Origin of the sequence: Paeniglutamicibacter psychrophenolicus (assembly GCF_017876575.1) — a bacterium.
GTDB lineage: Bacteria > Actinomycetota > Actinomycetes > Actinomycetales > Micrococcaceae > Paeniglutamicibacter > Paeniglutamicibacter psychrophenolicus.
The window spans coordinates 2,443,806-2,459,625 of sequence record NZ_JAGIOE010000001.1 but is presented as its reverse complement, the minus strand read 5'-3'; the positions used below and the strand labels follow the sequence as shown (position 1 = coordinate 2,459,625).

At 70.0% G+C, this 15,820-nt stretch carries 12 protein-coding genes; 5 read left to right on the top strand and 7 right to left on the bottom strand.

All coding sequences use genetic code 11. The features are described from left to right. Positions 1–93: 93 nt before the first annotated feature. The gene (locus JOF46_RS11135) at positions 94–735 is read left to right on the top strand and encodes an ATP-binding cassette domain-containing protein (protein ID WP_209907344.1); all 642 of its coding nucleotides are present in this window, start codon (positions 94–96) and stop codon (positions 733–735) included. On the opposite strand, the gene JOF46_RS11130 is transcribed toward JOF46_RS11135, so the two are convergent. Next, positions 719–1,270: an META domain-containing protein gene (locus JOF46_RS11130; protein WP_209907343.1), complete on the bottom strand. Its 552-nt coding sequence runs from the start codon at positions 1,268–1,270 to the stop codon at positions 719–721. The two genes, JOF46_RS11135 and JOF46_RS11130, sit on opposite strands and share 17 nt — an antisense overlap. A 102-nt stretch (positions 1,271–1,372) precedes the next feature. Here JOF46_RS11130 and JOF46_RS11125 point away from each other — a divergent pair, with 102 nt between their 5' ends. After that, positions 1,373–2,041: a phosphoribosyltransferase gene (locus JOF46_RS11125; protein ID WP_209907342.1), complete on the top strand. Its 669-nt coding sequence runs from the start codon at positions 1,373–1,375 to the stop codon at positions 2,039–2,041. 144 nt (positions 2,042–2,185) lie between these two features. Here the strand turns inward: JOF46_RS11125 and JOF46_RS11120 are convergent, their stop codons facing one another. From JOF46_RS11120 to JOF46_RS11110, 3 genes are all read right to left on the bottom strand, one after another. Further along, complete coding sequence (locus tag JOF46_RS11120) at positions 2,186–3,556, bottom strand: MFS transporter (protein ID WP_209907341.1); 1,371 nt, start codon at positions 3,554–3,556, stop codon at positions 2,186–2,188. A gap of 236 nt (positions 3,557–3,792) precedes the next feature. Then, positions 3,793–5,244: a 4-hydroxyphenylacetate 3-monooxygenase, oxygenase component gene (gene hpaB, locus JOF46_RS11115; RefSeq protein WP_209907340.1), complete on the bottom strand. Its 1,452-nt coding sequence runs from the start codon at positions 5,242–5,244 to the stop codon at positions 3,793–3,795. A gap of 81 nt (positions 5,245–5,325) precedes the next feature. After that, positions 5,326–5,865, bottom strand: coding sequence for a flavin reductase family protein (locus JOF46_RS11110; protein WP_209907339.1), 540 nt, complete (start codon positions 5,863–5,865; stop codon positions 5,326–5,328). 191 nt (positions 5,866–6,056) lie between these two features. Here JOF46_RS11110 and JOF46_RS11105 point away from each other — a divergent pair, with 191 nt between their 5' ends. Beyond that, a complete protein-coding gene (locus JOF46_RS11105; protein WP_209907338.1) occupies positions 6,057–6,773 on the top strand; it encodes an IclR family transcriptional regulator in 717 nt (238 codons plus the stop codon). Positions 6,774–6,860: 87 nt separating this feature from the next. Here JOF46_RS11105 and JOF46_RS11100 read toward each other — a convergent pair whose 3' ends face one another. The 3 genes from JOF46_RS11100 to JOF46_RS11090 form a co-directional block, all read right to left on the bottom strand. Continuing rightward, positions 6,861–8,132 (bottom strand): MFS transporter, encoded by a 1,272-nt coding sequence (locus JOF46_RS11100; protein WP_209907337.1) that lies wholly within the window; start codon positions 8,130–8,132, stop codon positions 6,861–6,863. A 107-nt stretch (positions 8,133–8,239) separates the two neighbouring features. Beyond that, positions 8,240–11,413, bottom strand: coding sequence for an AAA family ATPase (locus JOF46_RS11095; RefSeq protein WP_209907336.1), 3,174 nt, complete (start codon positions 11,411–11,413; stop codon positions 8,240–8,242). Beyond that, positions 11,410–12,576: an exonuclease SbcCD subunit D gene (locus tag JOF46_RS11090; protein ID WP_209907335.1), complete on the bottom strand. Its 1,167-nt coding sequence runs from the start codon at positions 12,574–12,576 to the stop codon at positions 11,410–11,412. Before JOF46_RS11090 ends, JOF46_RS11095 begins: the two co-directional genes overlap by 4 nt. A 79-nt stretch (positions 12,577–12,655) precedes the next feature. Between JOF46_RS11090 and JOF46_RS11085 the strand changes: the two genes are divergently transcribed. Beyond that, a complete protein-coding gene (locus tag JOF46_RS11085) occupies positions 12,656–13,642 on the top strand; it encodes an ADP-ribosylglycohydrolase family protein (RefSeq protein ID WP_209907334.1) in 987 nt (328 codons plus the stop codon). 10 nt (positions 13,643–13,652) lie between these two features. Then, a complete protein-coding gene (locus JOF46_RS11080; protein WP_209907333.1) occupies positions 13,653–15,758 on the top strand; it encodes a bifunctional lysylphosphatidylglycerol flippase/synthetase MprF in 2,106 nt (701 codons plus the stop codon). Positions 15,759–15,820 lie beyond the last annotated feature (62 nt).

Below are 15,820 nucleotides of genomic sequence, written 5' to 3'. Positions count from 1 at the left end.
CGCACGATCGTGGTGGCCGCCGGGTTCCCGTTGCCGGCCCCGCGGACCGGCCCCGCGGACCGGCCCTCTCCCGCGGCGCTGGAGCTTTCCGTTGTGCGTGTTCCCGGACGCCTGGACATCGACCGGCTGCAGGTCCGCGCCGGGGAATGGGTACTGGTCACAGGTTCCAACGGCGCCGGGAAATCCACGTTGCTCGATGTCATGGCCGGTGTGCTGAAGCCGGTCTCCGTCACCTGCGCGGCCAACCAAGTCGTGGCATACCTGCGCCAGCATCTCACCGGGTTTCCCGCGCACTGGCTGACTGCCCAGGCCTTCTGCCACGGCTCGGGGCGCGGACTCGAAGAGGACCTGGAGCAACTGCCGTCCCTGGGCCTGTTCCGGCCCGGGGAACTGGTCGCGCGCGTGGGGGCCATGTCGCTGGGCCAGCGGCGCCGGCTCGATGTGGCGCGGCTCTTTTCCCGGCCCGCGGACCTGGTGCTGCTCGATGATCCGACCAACCACCTGTCCCCCGCGCTGGCCGATGACCTCGAGCGGGCCCTGGATGACTTCGCGGGAACCGTGGTGCTGGTCAGCCACGACCGGGCACTGCGGTCGGGGTTCGCCGGGCGCCGGATCCACTCGGAAACGGGAAGATCATGCAGTAGCCGGGGAATCGGCAATCACCGCAGCCGGACCTGTTCGATTCGCCCCCCGCACCTCCCGGCCCGCACCGCGGTTGTCAGTAGCCGAGGTTGAGGCGCGGCAGCGTGCCGATCTCCCGGCCGGCCGCGTCGGTGACGTGGAGCGTGTCGCCCTTCACCCGCACCGCTGCCGCCGAAGAGAGCCAGGTGTCCATCCCGAGACAGGCCACCAGCGTCATGATCGTGTCCTTCAGCTCGATGCGCGCCCCGTCCACCACCCAGGAGCCTGCGAGCGAATTGCACCCGTCGTTGCCGTTGAAGCGGCCGGTGTCGGAGAACCACAGCACCGGGGAGCCCTCGGTCGCCCCGCCCCACTGGCCCGTGACCGCGGCGGCAACCGGGCCGCTCGGGGGCGGCATGGCAGGTGTCGGCGCCCAGGCTTTCGGCGGCGGCACGGCTGTGGGAGTCGGCATCGCGGTCGGGCGCACCGCCCGCGGCAGGCTGCTGCCGTCGGTGGGTTCGACGATGTCCAGGCGCAAGGACACGCTGGGCGCGGTGCTTTCCGGAGCTGGCGCACCGGGTGCGCCCGCGCAGCCGGCCAGCGCCAGGGCCAGCGCCGCAGCCATGACGAGGGCTGGAGATCGCTTCATGCCCACATCGTAGTACGCAACAATGGGCGTTTGACGGCCAAAGAGGCGCCCAAGTCGTGGCTTGGCTCCCGCCCGGACACGCGGGGGTGCAGACTTGGAGACATGACACCCGAACACATTGCCCCCAACCGCTTCGCGGACCGCACGGCCGCCGGCGAATTCCTGGCGGTCGACCTGCAGAAGTACGCCCGGGACCCGAACGCGCTGGTGCTCGGCCTGCTGCGCGGCGGGGTCCCGGTGGCTGCGGAAATCGCCGCGCGGCTGGGGCTGCCGCTCGACGCCCTGGCGGTGCGCCGCCTGGTGATGCCCGAACGAACCGACATCGCCTTCGCCGCGCTGGCCGCCTACGGGGAGCACACCTCGCTGAAGTACATCGACGGGGTCTGGGACTCGGCGCAGCTGCGCTTCGAGAAGGAGATCCTCGACGAGGTCGAGGCCGACGCCCGCAAGGAGCTCGACGAGCTGCGGGCCCGCCTGGTGGGTCAGGCCGTGCTGCCGGTCGCCGGTCGCACCGTGATCCTGGTCGACGACGGGATGGCCAGCGGGGCGACAATGCTCGCCGCGGTGGAATTGATGCGCGAAGCCGGCGCCGGACGCATCGTTACGGCCATCCCGGTGGCCCCGGCCCCGGCGTGCAAGGCGGTTCAGCCGCTGGTAGACGAATTCATCTGCGCCATCACCCCGCGGGTCTTTCACTCGGTCAGCGCCTTCTACTCGCGCTTCGACTCGCTGGCCGACTACGAGATCCTGGCCCTGGTCCCCCACCTGTAGCCGGAAACCCCGGGCAGCGCCCGGGCGCAGGCAGCAAAGGGGCCGAGCCGCTTCCGCTCCCCGAAATACCGGGGAACGGGAGCCGCTCGGCCCCTTGCTTGTTGGTCGCTTGCTTGGCGCGAGGCGACGCACCGGGTGTGCTTGCTAGGCGAGCTGGTCGCGCTGCGCCTCGTCGTGGGCGGCCTGCAGCCCCGGGTCCACGTCCTCGACATGCAGGTTGTTGCCCTTGGTCTCCCCGACCCAAAGCACCGCGGCGATCGAGATGAGCGTCAGGACCATGATGTAGATGGCGATGGAGATCGATTTGCCGGTCTCCTCCAGCAGGATCTGGGCGACGGTCGCCGCGAAGGCACCGCCAAGGATTGCACCCAGGGCGTAGCCGATGGAGATGCCCGAGTAGCGGATGTGCGCCGGGAACATCTCGGCGTACATCGCCGACTGCGGTCCGTAGGACAGCCCCAGCCCGGTGGTCAGCACGAAGACCGAGAGCCCGTAGAGGAAGATGGATCCGGTGTCGATGAGCATGAACATCGGGATCATCCAGACAAAGACGATGCCGTAGCCGATCACGAAGGTGTTCCGGCGTCCCAGGTGGTCCGAGAGCCAGCCGCCGACCAGTGTGAAGATCAGCCAGCCGACAGCACCAATGGTGGTGGCCAGCAGCACCGGTGCGACCGGCATGCCCAGGACCTTGGTGGTGTAGGAGATGAAGAACGCGATGACCAGGTATCCGGCGGCGTTGTTGGAGATGAAGATCAGCGCGGCCTGGATGACTTCCTTGGTGTTGGTCTGGAACAGCTGCTTCAGCGGGGTGTGCTCGGACGCCTTGCGCAGCGCCAGCTGCTTGAAGACCGGGGATTCCTCGACGGCCTTGCGGATCATGTAGCCGACCAGGATCAGCACCACCGAGAGCAGGAACGGGATGCGCCAGCCCCAGGCGGCGAACTGCTCCGGGGTCATCGAGGTGCGCAGGATGTAGAGCATGCCGGTGGCCAGGATCATGCCGATCGGGACGCCGATCTGCGGGTAGGCGCCGAAGTAGCCGCGCTTGTTCTTCGGGGCGTGCTCGACGGCCATCAGGGCCGCGCCTCCCCATTCGCCGCCGGCGGAGAATCCCTGGATGATGCGCAGCAGCACCAGCAGCAGCGGGGCTGCCAGGCCGATGGAGGCGTAGGTCGGCAACAGGCCGATCAGCGCGGTTGCAGCGCCCATCATGATCAGGGTGGCGACCAGGATGCGCTTGCGCCCGTACTTGTCCCCCAGGTGGCCGGCCACGATGGCGCCCAGCGGGCGGAAGAGGAAGGAGATGCCGATCATGGCGAAGGCCAGGATCTGGCCGAAGCCCGGGTTCGACTTGCTCAGCGGTTCCAGGAACAGCGGGCTCAGCAAGGTGGCGGTGAGCTGGGCAAAGATGAAGAAGTCGTACCACTCGATGGTGGTGCCGACCAGCGTGCCGGCAAGAACGCGACGTTCCTCGGAACGTTTCTTGCTTGCAGCCAGGGAGGTGCGGGCCATGGGGATCTCCAGCGTTGGGCGCTACGCGCGGTGTGGGTGTGGCTATACCGACCGTTCGGACGGTATTGGACTGTGACCATGATAACCCATGATCGTGAGTTCACTCACGTCGCCCCGCTGCCCGGGGTGCGTCCGTGCATCCCCTCGGCGCGGAATCTGTACCGTTCCGGCGACCGACACCACGCACGACGGCCGTGGCGCAACAGCTCGGCTGCGGAGGCGGGCCCCGCCCCGGGTCACCGGTCGCGGGCCAGGAACTCGCGCACCCGTGCCCGCACCGGCTCGCGGTCGTAGCCGTTGACCATGGCCCCGGCCATGCGGACGGGGTCGCCGAAGAAGAAGTATTCGTAGAGCGACTGGCGCCCGGCGAACCCGGTGATCGAGGCGTCGTAGGCGAGCTTGAACAGCGCGATGCGCTCGGGTCCGGTCAGCGACTTGCCCTGCAGGTACTTGGCGATGTCATCGCCCGCCACCTCCAGATCCGCCTGGCCGGGCAGCGCCATCAGGCCCGAGGCACACATCATGCGAATGATCTCCGGAAAGCGCTGGGAGATCTTCGGGTACCAGTTCCGCGCCGCATTCAACGTGTCCCAGTGCGGCAGCAGCACCCCGTCGGGGCTCATCGCCGCCTGCGCCTCGGCGGCCACCACCAGCGCCTTGCCGATCTCCACGTCGCGGATCAGCTCGGCAAGCGCCTCCTGGATGTGCATGAAACCGTCGATGCCGATGGCCGCGCCGATCTCCGAGGCCAACCCGAGGAAGAACTCGGACTTGGCCACGGTGCGGGTGACGACCTGGTGGGTCATCAGCGCCCCGGCACCGGTGTCGGTGTACCAGGCGTTGCACAGCTCCGGGTGCCCGAGCATGAAGATCCGCTCGTTGGGCACGAACACGTCGTCGAACACCACGACCGCGTCGATCTCGTCGAAGCGCGCTGCAAGCGGTTCGTCGTGGGTGTTCCCGCCGTTGTGCAGCGGCGTGCGGCAGAGGTAGCGCAGCCGCGGGGCGTCGTTGGGAATGGCGACGGCGAAGGAGTACGGGGCGTCCTCCGGGGTGCCGCGCAGCACCGTAGAGGGGAAGACCAACAGCTCGTCGGCGATCGGGGCGACGGTGGCCAGCATCCGCGCCCCGTTGATGATGATCCCGTCGCTGCGTTCCTCCACGATGCGGGCGGTGAGCTGCCCGCCAAGCTGCTCGGAGCCGGAGACCGAGCGGTTGACCTGCGGCGGGATCAGCGTGTGGGTGGCCAGCAGGTCGTTTTCGCGGGCGAACTCGTAGTACGCCTCGATGCGCTGGCCGTACACCGGGTCGGATTGCGCGAAGAAGGTCTTGGCGCCGGCCAGGGCGGTGAGCGCGGAGTTCATGTAGTCGGCGGTGCGGCCCAGGAATCCGTTGGAGTACTGCGCCCAGGTGTTGGTCGCGGCCCGGCGTCGGGCCAGGTCCTCCTGGGTGCGCGGGATGAGGAAGGAGGCGTTGACCTTGTCCCCGCTGCTGGGCGAGGTGTAGGTCAGGGCGTCCTGGGACGCCGGATCGTGCTGCATGTCAAAGAGCTTGGCGTAGGTCAGCGCCAGGTTCTTGAATGCCGGGTGCTGGGTGAGGTTCTTCGAAACCACCTCCCCGTCGATCACCAGGTGCGGGGACATCGCATCGAGCTTGTCCAGGAACTGTTGGCCGGTTCGGATTCCCATGGTGAAGACCTCTTTGTGCGTGGTGGGCTTTCTTCGGTTCTGGCGGTGGCGTGAGGGGACGGCCATGCGGCGGGCAAGGACCTAGAGCAACTCCTCGACGCCGAGCTGGCTTTCGGGGATGGTGGTGAAGGCGGAGTTGGCGAAGGCCAGCGCGTCGCCGCGCCGGTAGTTGAAGTCCTGGACCTCGCCCAGGTACAGGGTGTGGTCCCCGCCGTCGTAGGCGGCCCACGGGGTGCAGGAGAAATAGGCGAGCACCCCGGCCAGCCGCGGGGCAATCTCCCCCTCGATCCAGGCTGGATCGTGGCTCGGGCGGCCGGCGAAGTGCAGGGCCAGCTCCTTTTGCTCGGCACCCAGGATGTTCACGGTGAAAGGGGTGTTGGCCAGTTCGTCGTGGGCCCTGGACTTGCGGGCGATGGACACCAGCACCAGCGGCGGGTCCATGGAGACGGAGGTGAAGGAGTTGACGGTGATCCCGTGCCGGCGGGTTGCCCCGTCAAAGGTCACGATGGCGACTCCCGTGGCAAAACGCCCGAGGCTGCCGCGGAAATGTGGCAATGTTGAGGCATCGATCCTGCGCGGAAGGCCGCCCTCTGCGGCTCCCCTGTTGCGCGGAACGATCATGGCGTGCTCCCGGATCCATTTCCTGCCGTTCAATTCCTCGCAACGGAGGAGGAAATGTTCTAATATCGAACGTATAGTTCCAATAAAGAACTATATTTGCACCATAGCCCAGCACCGGTTGACCAACAACCCCCGGCGGCAACCAGAACGCCACATCAGCACGATTCCCACAGAGGATGGCCACCAAACCCATGACTGCCACCAGCACCCCGGCCCCGGCATCGCAGACCCTGTCCCGCGGCATCCGCATGCTTGAGATCCTGGCCGAGGCCGACGGTCCGCGGACCATTGCGGAGCTGGCAGCCGACATGGGCGTGCACCGGTCGATTGCCTACCGGATCCTGCGCACCCTGGAATCCCATCGCCTGGTCACCCGCGACGAGTCCGGCCGGGTGCACGGGGCCCCCGGGCTCGCGGTGCTGGCCCGCGGGGTGCAGCGCGATTTGCAAAGCGCGGCGCTGCCCGAGCTGACGGTGCTGGCCAACGAACTGAAGATGTGTGCCTTCATTGCCGTGTGGGACCAGCCGGACTGCACCACGCTGGTGACGGTCGAGCCGCGCCACGTGCACGCCGCGGTGGTCCAGCACCCCGGCACCCGGCACCCCTTCGGGCACGGTGCGCCGGGCATCGCCATGCAGTCCACGCTCACCGAGGCCCAGTGGAACGCCCTGAACCACGAGACCCCGTACCGGCAGAACGCCGCAGTGGCCCGGGCCCAGGGCTATGCCACCAGCATCGACGAGGTCATCCCGGGCCTGTCGTCGGTGGCCGCACCCATCAACGTCCCCGGCCGGCTTCCGGCGGCCGTCGCGGTGGTTTACAGCACCGGCTCGAACACCAGCGAGGTCGCTGCCATCGGCGCCCGGATGAAGGCCGCGGCGCTGGCCATCGAGGCCGAACTGGCCTGATCCAGCCCCGGAAAGCGAAAAGCGGGCGCCGGCACGAGGAACAATTCCTCGGTGCCGGAGCCCGCCGTTGGTTCCTGGTGGTTGCACTCAGGCGCGCGGACCGTTGCCCGAGAGCATGGCGCGGCGCTGGCGCAGGCGCAGGATCGCCATCGCGATGCCGGCGGCCAGGATCAACCCGGCTGCCCCGGCAGCCACCGCGTAGGCACCGGCATAGCCGTGGGAATCGGCCAGCAGCCCGGCCAACGAGTTGCCGATGGCGGTGCCCACCACGATCCCCGAGGACAGCAGCGTCATGACCGTGGACAGGCGCTCGCGCGGGGCGACTTCCCCGCCGAGGGTGAAGATCGTGACCAGCACCGGACCCACGGGGATGCCCACGAGCAGCAGCGCGGCAATCATCGGGACAAGATCCCCGGGAAGCTGCAGGGCCAGTGCGGCAGGGACCATGAAGATCGCCGCGGCCAGCCAGCGGCTGGCTTGCGGCCATCCGCTGGGCCAGAAGGCCACCGAGAGCGCGGCGATCGCGGAGGTGAACCCGACCGCTGCGTACAGCAGCCCGCCGATGTTCGCATTGCCCAGCGCCCCGGCAAAGGCCAGGGTTCCGGCGGCGCTGGCGCCGAAGAAGGTACCCATGCCGATCATGCCGGCCACGGCGAAGGAAATCCCGGTGACCTGCTGCGCGCCCAGCTTCGTCTTCACGGCGTTCTTCACCGCGGGCAGCACGGCCTTTTCGGTGCGGTGCACCGCGAAGAGCGGGACCAGCACGATGGTCAGGACCGCGGCGATGGCCAGCGGCAGCCAGGGTGCGACCAATGCGGCAAGCAGGCCCACGGCCGCCGGGCCGAGCACGAAGCCCAGTTCGTCGACCATCGACTCGTAGCTCAGCGCCGCGGAGAGTTCTCGTCCCCCGGTATCGCGCTTGCGGGTCAGCGCCATCCAGCGCACGCGGGCCAGCGGTCCGACCTGCGGGCCGGTGGCCCCGGCCAGGATGGCCAGCAGCACGATGACGCCCAGCGGTGCCAGCGGGCCGGCACCCCCGAACCAGAGCAGGGCGGTGATCAGGATGGCCTGGGCCACTGCCACCGGGACCAGCACGCGGCGCTGGCCGAAGCGGTCCGAGAGGTAGCCGATGGTGGGCCCTCCCACGGCCGAACCGATCCCGACCATGGCAGCGGCCATGCCGCCGGCGGCGTAGGAGCCGGTCGAGTCGATCAGCAGGGTCATGGAGCCGATGGTCAGCATGGCCAGGGGCAGGCGGGCGAAGAAACCCAGGGGGAAGAAGGCCCAGCCGACCAGCGGCGGAAGCGCCGCATAGGGCGAGGACCGGGGCGTTGTTTTCCTGGAAACGGAATTACTCATGGTGATGACGGGCACTCCACATACACGCGTGTACCGTCCCTGCCTCCCGCTACACAAAACCCTTTGCAATCACCGACCAGTCTATCGGAGGGCCACAAGGGCCCCGGTCACACCCCGGCCTGCATCGACACCGTGGAACCCGTGCGTGACTTGTGCACATTCAGCTGGGTGGTGATGCGCTGCTTCATGTCCGCCACGTGCGAGACGACCCCGATGACCCGTCCGCCACTGCGCAGGTTCTCCAGCGCATCCATGACCTCCTCGAGCGTCTCGGCATCCAGGGAGCCGAAGCCCTCGTCGACGAAGAGCGTCTCGATGTCGATGCCCCCGGAGGAGTGCTGGATGACATCGGCCAGTCCCAGCGCCAGGGACAGCGAGGCCATGAACGACTCCCCGCCCGAGAGCGTCTGGGTGTCGCGCCGCACCCCGGTCCAGGAGTCAAGTATCTGCAGACCCAGCCCCGATTTGTTGTTGCCGCGCGGGGTGTCGTCGTGGAGAAGCGAGTAGCGCTGCCCGGTCATCGCCAGCAGCCGCTCGGTGGCGGCCAGCGCCACAGACTCCAGTCGGGCGGCGAGCACATAGGTGCTCAACGTCATCTTCAACCGGTTCTCCCCCGCGCCGCGGGCCAGGTCGGCAATGCCCTTGAGGGTCTCGAAGCGTTCGATGACCGGTCCGGCTTCAACGGCCAGCGCGGCGAGGCGTTCAAGGGCGGTTTCCAGGCGTGCGGCGTAGCTGGCAAGCACCGCGTCGCGGGCCAGAAGTCCGTCGCGTGCCGCCGCGCCCCGGGACACGGCATGTCCGGCGGCCTCGATGTCATCCTCGCCCGGGGCACCGAGCCCCGCGGCCGCCTCGGTGCGGGCCAGCTCGATGCCCGGCGCCTCGGCCAGGGTCTTGATGCGCACGGCCGCGTCGTTGTGCTCGCGCACCCTTGCCTGCTCGGCGGTGCGCCGGGCATCGTCCAGGAGTTGCTCTTGCCAGGCGGCGGTGTCCGCTGCCCCGATGTCGGCCAGCCTGCCCGTCCACAGGAGCCGTGCATCCTCCAGGGTGGTGCCCGCGTCGAGCCGTGCGTGCACCGCGCCGGCCAGGGTTTCCAGGCACTTCGCGGCGGCGGACAGGGCCTCGTGGCGTTCGGACAGGGACTGGCCGTCCCTGCCCAGTTTTTCCAGGCGCGCGGCGAGCTTGGTGGCCTTCGCTTCCTCGGCCTGCTGCCTGGCGGCCGCGACCTCGAGTGCGGTGGCGGCCGAGGCCAGTGCTGCGCTCAGGGTTTCGAGCTCGGTTTCGGCCGTTCCCAGTGCCACGGCCGCGGCGGCGGATTCGGCCCCCGAGGCCAGCGCCAATGCGAACGCGCCGGTGGCCGTCAACAGATCGGCCTCCGCCTCCTCGGTCGAGAGCTCGCCGATCTTTCCGCGGCCGACATCCAGTGCCGTGTCCGCCTTCTTCAGCGCCGCCCGGTATTTTTCCTCGGACTTTTCCGCCGCGGCCAGCACGCCCTGGGCTGCCTCGATGCCCTGGGCCCCGATCAGCTCGCCGTCGGGCAACGTGGCCGGTTCCGGGTGCGTGGTCGATCCGCACACCAGGCAGGGGTCCCCGTCAACCAGCTCCCGGGCCAGGGCCGCGGCCGACTGCTCCAGGCGCAGCGCGATCAGCTCGGCGACCCGTTCCTTGGCTTCAAGGGTTCCGGTGCGCGCATTGTTCCAGGCGCTGTGCGCGGTCAGCTGCGCCTTCTCCGCCTTGGTGCGGGCGGCCACCGCGTCGCGGCGCTCGGTGGCCGCGTGCACCGCGGATTCCAGGCCCGGTGCGGATTCGGCGAGCGCGGCCAATTCCGCGTTCCGGGTGCGCAGGACCGGGAGTTGTTCCCCGAGTGCCTGGATGCGGGTGGATCGCTCGGCCTGCTTGTGGGTGCCGGCCTCGATATCCTCCTGCAGGGCGTCGATGTCCTTGCGGGCCTGGGCCAGTTCGGCTTCCTCGGGCAGCGCGGCCTCGATCAGGGCGGCGGCGGCTCGGGAGGCCTTGGCCGCTTCGCCGGCATGCCCGCCCAGGGCGCCCAGTGCCGTGGGGTCGGGCTGCTCGCCGCGCGCGGCCTCCAGCAGGGCCTGGAAGCCGGGGTCCCGGGCATCGAGTGCCGCCCGGGCCTCGCCGGATTCGATTGCGGACACCGCGTCGGCCAGCCGGCGATGGGCAGCATCGGATTTGGTCCGGGCGTCGAGCAATTGCTGGTGGTACGGGCGCAGCCCGACGGCGCGGGCGTCGGCCTCCAGCAGAGCCCCGAGTGCGGCGATTTCCTCGGCGCGGTCCTCGTGGGATGCGCGAAGGCTTCCCAGCTCGGCCAGCTGGCGGTGCCGCGTGGCCCGCTCATCCAGTGCGGTTCGGGATTTTTGGGCAGCGGCGAGCGCCGCCTCGGCCGAGGCCCGTGCCTGGCCCAGCGCGGTGCGGGTGGCGGCGATGTGTTCGCGCAGCACGGTGCCGAGTTCCGCGTCTTGCCCTGCCTGCAGGTGTTCGCGGGCCTCGGGCGGCAGCCCGGTCTCCGGAGCCAGGCCTTGCCCGGGGCCTTCCTCGTTGTCCGCGCCGGTTTCCCCGGCGTCGGCGTCGTTGGCCTGCGCGAACAGCGTGGTCTCGGCGTCGGCCACCAGGCTCTGGAGCGTGGTGGTGCGGGCGCGCGCGGCCTCCTCGGCCTCGGCGCGGGCGGCGTTGAGGCGTTCGCCCAGGATGCGCTCGGTCATCGCGTAGTCGCTGGTGTCAAAGAGCGAACGCAACAGGTCCTCGCGGTCCTTGTCCTTCGCGCGCAGGAACGCGGCAAATGCGCCCTGGGGCAGCATCGCGACCTTGGTGAACTGCTCGCGGTCCAGCCCCAGCACCTCGGTGAGCAGCTGCCCGACCTCGTCGTTGCGCGTGGATTTCTCCACCCACGTCCCGTCGATGCGCTCGCGCAGCCGGGATTGGGCCTGGGCGGTGGTGAACCCGTTCTTGCTGCGGGCCGAGGGCCGCTCCCAGGCCGGGGACCGGGTGACTTCGAAGCGCCGCCCGCCGGTGGAGAACTCGCAGATGACCTCCGGCACCGCGTCGGGGGCCGCGTGGTCGCTGCGCAGCGACTTGGACCCGGTCCGCACCCCGGGCAGCGAGCCGTAGAGCGCGTAGCAGATCCCGTCCAGCACGCTGGTCTTCCCGGCGCCGGTTTCCCCGTTGAGCAGGAAGATCCCGGCCTCGGAGAGCGCATCGAAGTCGATGGTGGCGCGCTTGGCGAAGGGGCCAAAGGCCTGCAGTTCCAGTGAATGCACCCTCATGCCTGCACCTTTTCGCTCTTGACCTGGTCCAGCACCGACACGACCAGTTCTTCCTCGGCCGCGCTCAGGGGCCGCATCCGCACGTGGTCGACGAACCCGGCGCAGACCTGGACCGGGGAGGTGGCAGCGGCCAGCCGCTGCGCGTAGGAATGGTGCGGGTCCTCCGCTCGGTCCTCGGGCTCGAAGTTCAGCACCAGGGTGTCCGGGAAGCGTCCGCGCAGCCGCTCCATGGCCCCGGCGGGCCGGTGGGTGTCGGTCAGGGTGACCTGGCACCAGGCGTCCTGCGCCGAGGCGTAGGCCGGGTCGGTGAGCAGCGCCTCGATCTTGCCCTTGAGGATGCGCAGCTCCTTGGATGCTGGCCAGTCGATGCCGCGCACCTCCCCCAGTCCCCCGGGGCCCAGCTCCAACAGCCAGGCGCCCTTGGAGTGCCCGGCTTCGGAGAAGGAGTACGGGATCGGGGAGCCGGAGTAGCGCACGTTGTGCCCCAGCACCTGCCGGCCGTGCAGGTGGCCCAGCGCCGCGTAGGTGAAGTCGGCGAAGAAGGAGGTGGGCACGATGTCCAGCCCGCCGATGCTCAGCTCGCGCTCGGAATCCGATCCGGCGCCCCCGGCGGCAAAGACGTGCGCCAGCACGATCCCGTGCACCGGATGGCTCGCGGCTTCCTGGCGTGCGCCCAGATCCGCGCGGACCCGTTCCAACGCGGCTGCCACCACCGGCGGGTGCCCGGGCTCGGTGACAGACAGGGACTCGGCGACCATGCGCGGCTCCAGGTAGGGCAGCCCGTAGATTGCCGCCTCGAACCCGTCGCCGGCGAACACCGCGGGCTTGGCGATGTCCGCGACCCGGGTGCGCAGGTGCAGCCCCGCGTGCTCCAGCAGCGCCGAGCCGAAGCCCAGGCGCAGCGCCGAGTCGTGGTTGCCGCTGGTGATGACCATCGCCACCCCGGTGTCCCGCAGCCGCGCCAGGGTGTCGTCGAAGAGCTTCACTGCGTCCACCGAGGGCAGCGCCCGGTCATAAACGTCCCCGGACACCAGCAGCACATCGACTGCCTCGGCCTCGATGGTCGCAACGAGCCGGTCGACGAATTCACGTTGGGCCTCAAGCAGCGAGGCCTGGTGGAAGGAGCGGCCCAGGTGCCAGTCGGAGGTGTGCAAGATACGCATGGGTTCCACAGTAGCCAGCGGCGGCCACGAGTTGGTATTCGGCCCTGCCCGCCTGTGCAAAACCACTAGACTTGCTTCCGTGAGTGAATCAACTGATCAGTACGCGCTTCCCGCCGATTTTTCCGACCGTGTCTTCGGGGTCCTGCTGGCCGCGGCCGACGGCGCCGCCCATGCCCGCGATGCGCAGGAGCCCGGCGAAACCGAGACCCTGGCCCTTTACCTGCTCGACGGGCTGCTCGAGGCCCTGGAATGGGCCCACGACGGCGTGGCCTCCGACGAGGCGGCGTGCATGTGGCTGGCCGCGCTGCGCTGGTACAAGCTGGTGAACAAGTCCTTCCCCGAGGGCGCACCCGAGCCGCAGCCGCGCTGGATCGATGAGGCCTTCGCCGGAGCCCCGGCCCTGGCCCCGGGCGACTCGCAGAACCTGCTGGCCCTGGACAACCGCGACATGGCCTCGGTGGGCCGCCCGCTCTTCCCGCAGGCCGACACCACCGGGGTGCTCACCCGCGCCGCGTTCGTGGCGTTGCTGCCGCGGGTCAATGAGGCGACCACGGCCAAGATCGCCACCGATGCCGCTGCGCTGACCCACGGCGCCCCCAGCGCGCACCGCGCGGCCGGGGCAGCGGCCCTGGTGGTGCGCGCCGCCCTGGAATCCGGGACCGGTTCGGTGGACCGCTGGGCCGCCCTGGTGCAGGAATTCGCCATCGAGGAACCCGCCCACGACGAGGCGGAGGCCACCGAGGCGGACACCGACGCATCGGACACCGACGAGCAGCGCACCGACGAAACGCCGGGCCGGGAACCGGAGAACACGGCCGGGGCCGGGCTCTTCCGTGCCGTCGGCTACGTGCGCAACGCGCTGGCACACACCGAACCGAAGGCCGCCTACGACGCGCTCTTCGAGGCACTGGGCGAGGAGCCCGACGTGGAGACCGCCGCGTTTGCCACCACGCTGCTGGCGGCGGTGCAGGGCACCGACGCGGTGGCCCACCGCCCGGCCTCCGAGATCGATCCGATCCTCGATGCCATGCACGAGCGCTGGATGGCCCTCACCGCCGGGCAGTAGCGGAACACCGATGCCGACCGCACACCCCGCAACCGCCCCCACCCGGTGGGGTTCGATGCTGCGCGCGGTGCGCGGGGCCATCGCCGCGGCCCCGTTCACCGCGGTGCTGTGGCTGGTGGTGCTGGCCGGCGGGATCGCGACCGGTGCCCTGGTGGAAAACATCTCGCACCGGGCATGGTTCGCCGGATTGTCCTACGGGCTGCCCTCCTTCAGCGCCGGGAACTGGTTCACGACGCTCAGCGGCATGTTCTTCCTTGCCGAACCCGTGGCCTACCTCAGCGTGCTACTGCTGATCCCGCTGTCCGTGGGCTGGCTCGAAGCCACCCGCGGCACGCGCACCGCGGTGCTGGCCTTCTTCGGCGGCCAGGTCGGCGCGGTCCTGCTGACCGCGGCCGCCCTGCTGCTCTTCCGCAACCTGGGCTCCGAGTGGATCGACGCGCTGGCCAACGACGTCGACGCCGGTCCCTCCGGGGGCATCTTCGCCGCCCTGGCCCTCGCGGCCTGCCACGTGCGCCAGCCCTGGCGCGGCCGCTGGCAGTTTTTGCTGCTGGCCTTCGCGGTGCTGGGCACCACGCTGGTGGGAGAGATCTCCGATTTGGAACACAGCGCCGCGATCCTGCTGGTGCTCATTCTCAAGCACCGCAGCATTTCCCGGCCCAACGTGCGCGAACAGCGCTTCATCGCCTGGGCGGGCCTGGTGGGCCTGGTCTTCGTCCAGATCCTGACCCTTGTGGTGCCCACGCACGGCCCTTTCGGGCCCACCCGGGCCGGCGGCGGGCACATTGCGGTGCTCATCGACGCGGCGCTGGCCATTGCCCTGGCCCGCGGGCTGCGCAACGGGCGGCGCATCGCCTTCATCGGGGCCCTGGTGCTGGCGGTGCTCAACGTGCTGCGCGGCGCCCTGGGGATCACCCTGGTGGTGACCATGGGGCCGCAGCTGCCCCACGCGCACCTGGCCTCGCTGGCCGCGGCCCTGGCCGGGCTGTGGGTGCTGATGCTCGGCTACCTGGTCATCTGCTGGCGGGCTTTTGGCCTGCGGCCCGTGCGCCGGCTGCCGGCCGATGCGCACGCCGATCCGATCGCCCGCCCCGAGGTGGTCACCGAGCTCAAGCGCCACGGCGGGGGCACGCTGTCCTGGATGGGGACCTGGGAGGGGAACGCGCACCGCCGCTCGCCGGGCGGATCGTTGCTGGCCTACCAGGTGCACGCCGGCTGCGCGATCTCCCTGGGCGACCCGGTGGGCCCGGCCGCGGACCGGGATGCGGCGATGCTCGACTTCGCCAAGGCGGCCGAGGGCGCCGGGTTGGTCCCCTGTTTCTTCTCCGTCACCGCGGCTCCGGCGGCGCCGGTCGACGCGTTCCGCAGCATGCAGATCGCCGAGGACACCATCGTCGACCTGCCGGATCTGGCCTTCGCCGGCAAGGCGTGGTCCGATGTGCGCACGGCGCTGAACCGCGCGGCCCGCGAGGAGGTGTCCTTCCGGCTGACGGCGCTGATCGACGAGCCGGAGCCGGTGCACGCGGCGCTCGAGGAGATCTCCGACTCCTGGGCCGGGGACAGGTCGCTGCCACCGATGCGCTTCACCCTGGGCACCCTGGCCGAAGCCGCGGACCCGGCGGTGCGCGTGGCCCTGGCGCAGGACCGAAGCGGAACCGTCCAGGGGTTCCTGTCCTGGCTGCCGGTCTATTCCGCCGGAGGAACCGTGACCGGATGGACGCTGGATCTGATGCGCCGGCGCGAGGGCGGCTTCGGACCGGTCATGGAGTTCCTCATCGCCTCATCGCTGCGCACGTTTTCCGCCGAGGGAGCGTCCTTCGCCTCGCTGTCCGGGGCCCCGCTGGCCCATGCCGTGCACGGCGCGGGGACCGAACCGGTGGACCGGGTGCTTGCCGCGCTGGCCAGGGCCCTGGAACCGGTCTACGGGTTCGGGTCGCTGCACGCGTTCAAGGCGAAGTTTTCCCCGCGCATCGTGCCGATGTACCTGGTGTACCGCGACGAGTCGGATTTGCCGCGGATCGCCGGGGCACTGGCCCGGGCGTACCTACCCGAGGCCAGCGTGGGGCAACTGGCCCGCGAGGGCTTCGGCGCGCTGCGCGTGTTGCGCGGACGTCGCTAGGGGCCGTGGCCCGCCGGGCCCGCGGGCGGGGGCACACGCGTGAACGCGCGCGACGCCGTGCC

Coding starts and splice junctions, on each gene's coding strand:
- JOF46_RS11130 (WP_209907343.1), bottom strand. CDS start 1,270: ATGAAGCGATCTCCAGCCCTCGTCATGGCTGCGGCGCTGGCCCTGGCG.
- JOF46_RS11125 (WP_209907342.1), top strand. CDS start 1,373: ATGACACCCGAACACATTGCCCCCAACCGCTTCGCGGACCGCACGGCC.
- JOF46_RS11120 (WP_209907341.1), bottom strand. CDS start 3,556: ATGGCCCGCACCTCCCTGGCTGCAAGCAAGAAACGTTCCGAGGAACGT.
- hpaB (WP_209907340.1), bottom strand. CDS start 5,244: ATGGGAATCCGAACCGGCCAACAGTTCCTGGACAAGCTCGATGCGATG.
- JOF46_RS11110 (WP_209907339.1), bottom strand. CDS start 5,865: ATGATCGTTCCGCGCAACAGGGGAGCCGCAGAGGGCGGCCTTCCGCGC.
- JOF46_RS11105 (WP_209907338.1), top strand. CDS start 6,057: ATGACTGCCACCAGCACCCCGGCCCCGGCATCGCAGACCCTGTCCCGC.
- JOF46_RS11100 (WP_209907337.1), bottom strand. CDS start 8,132: ATGAGTAATTCCGTTTCCAGGAAAACAACGCCCCGGTCCTCGCCCTAT.
- JOF46_RS11095 (WP_209907336.1), bottom strand. CDS start 11,413: ATGAGGGTGCATTCACTGGAACTGCAGGCCTTTGGCCCCTTCGCCAAG.
- JOF46_RS11090 (WP_209907335.1), bottom strand. CDS start 12,576: ATGCGTATCTTGCACACCTCCGACTGGCACCTGGGCCGCTCCTTCCAC.
- JOF46_RS11080 (WP_209907333.1), top strand. CDS start 13,653: ATGCCGACCGCACACCCCGCAACCGCCCCCACCCGGTGGGGTTCGATG.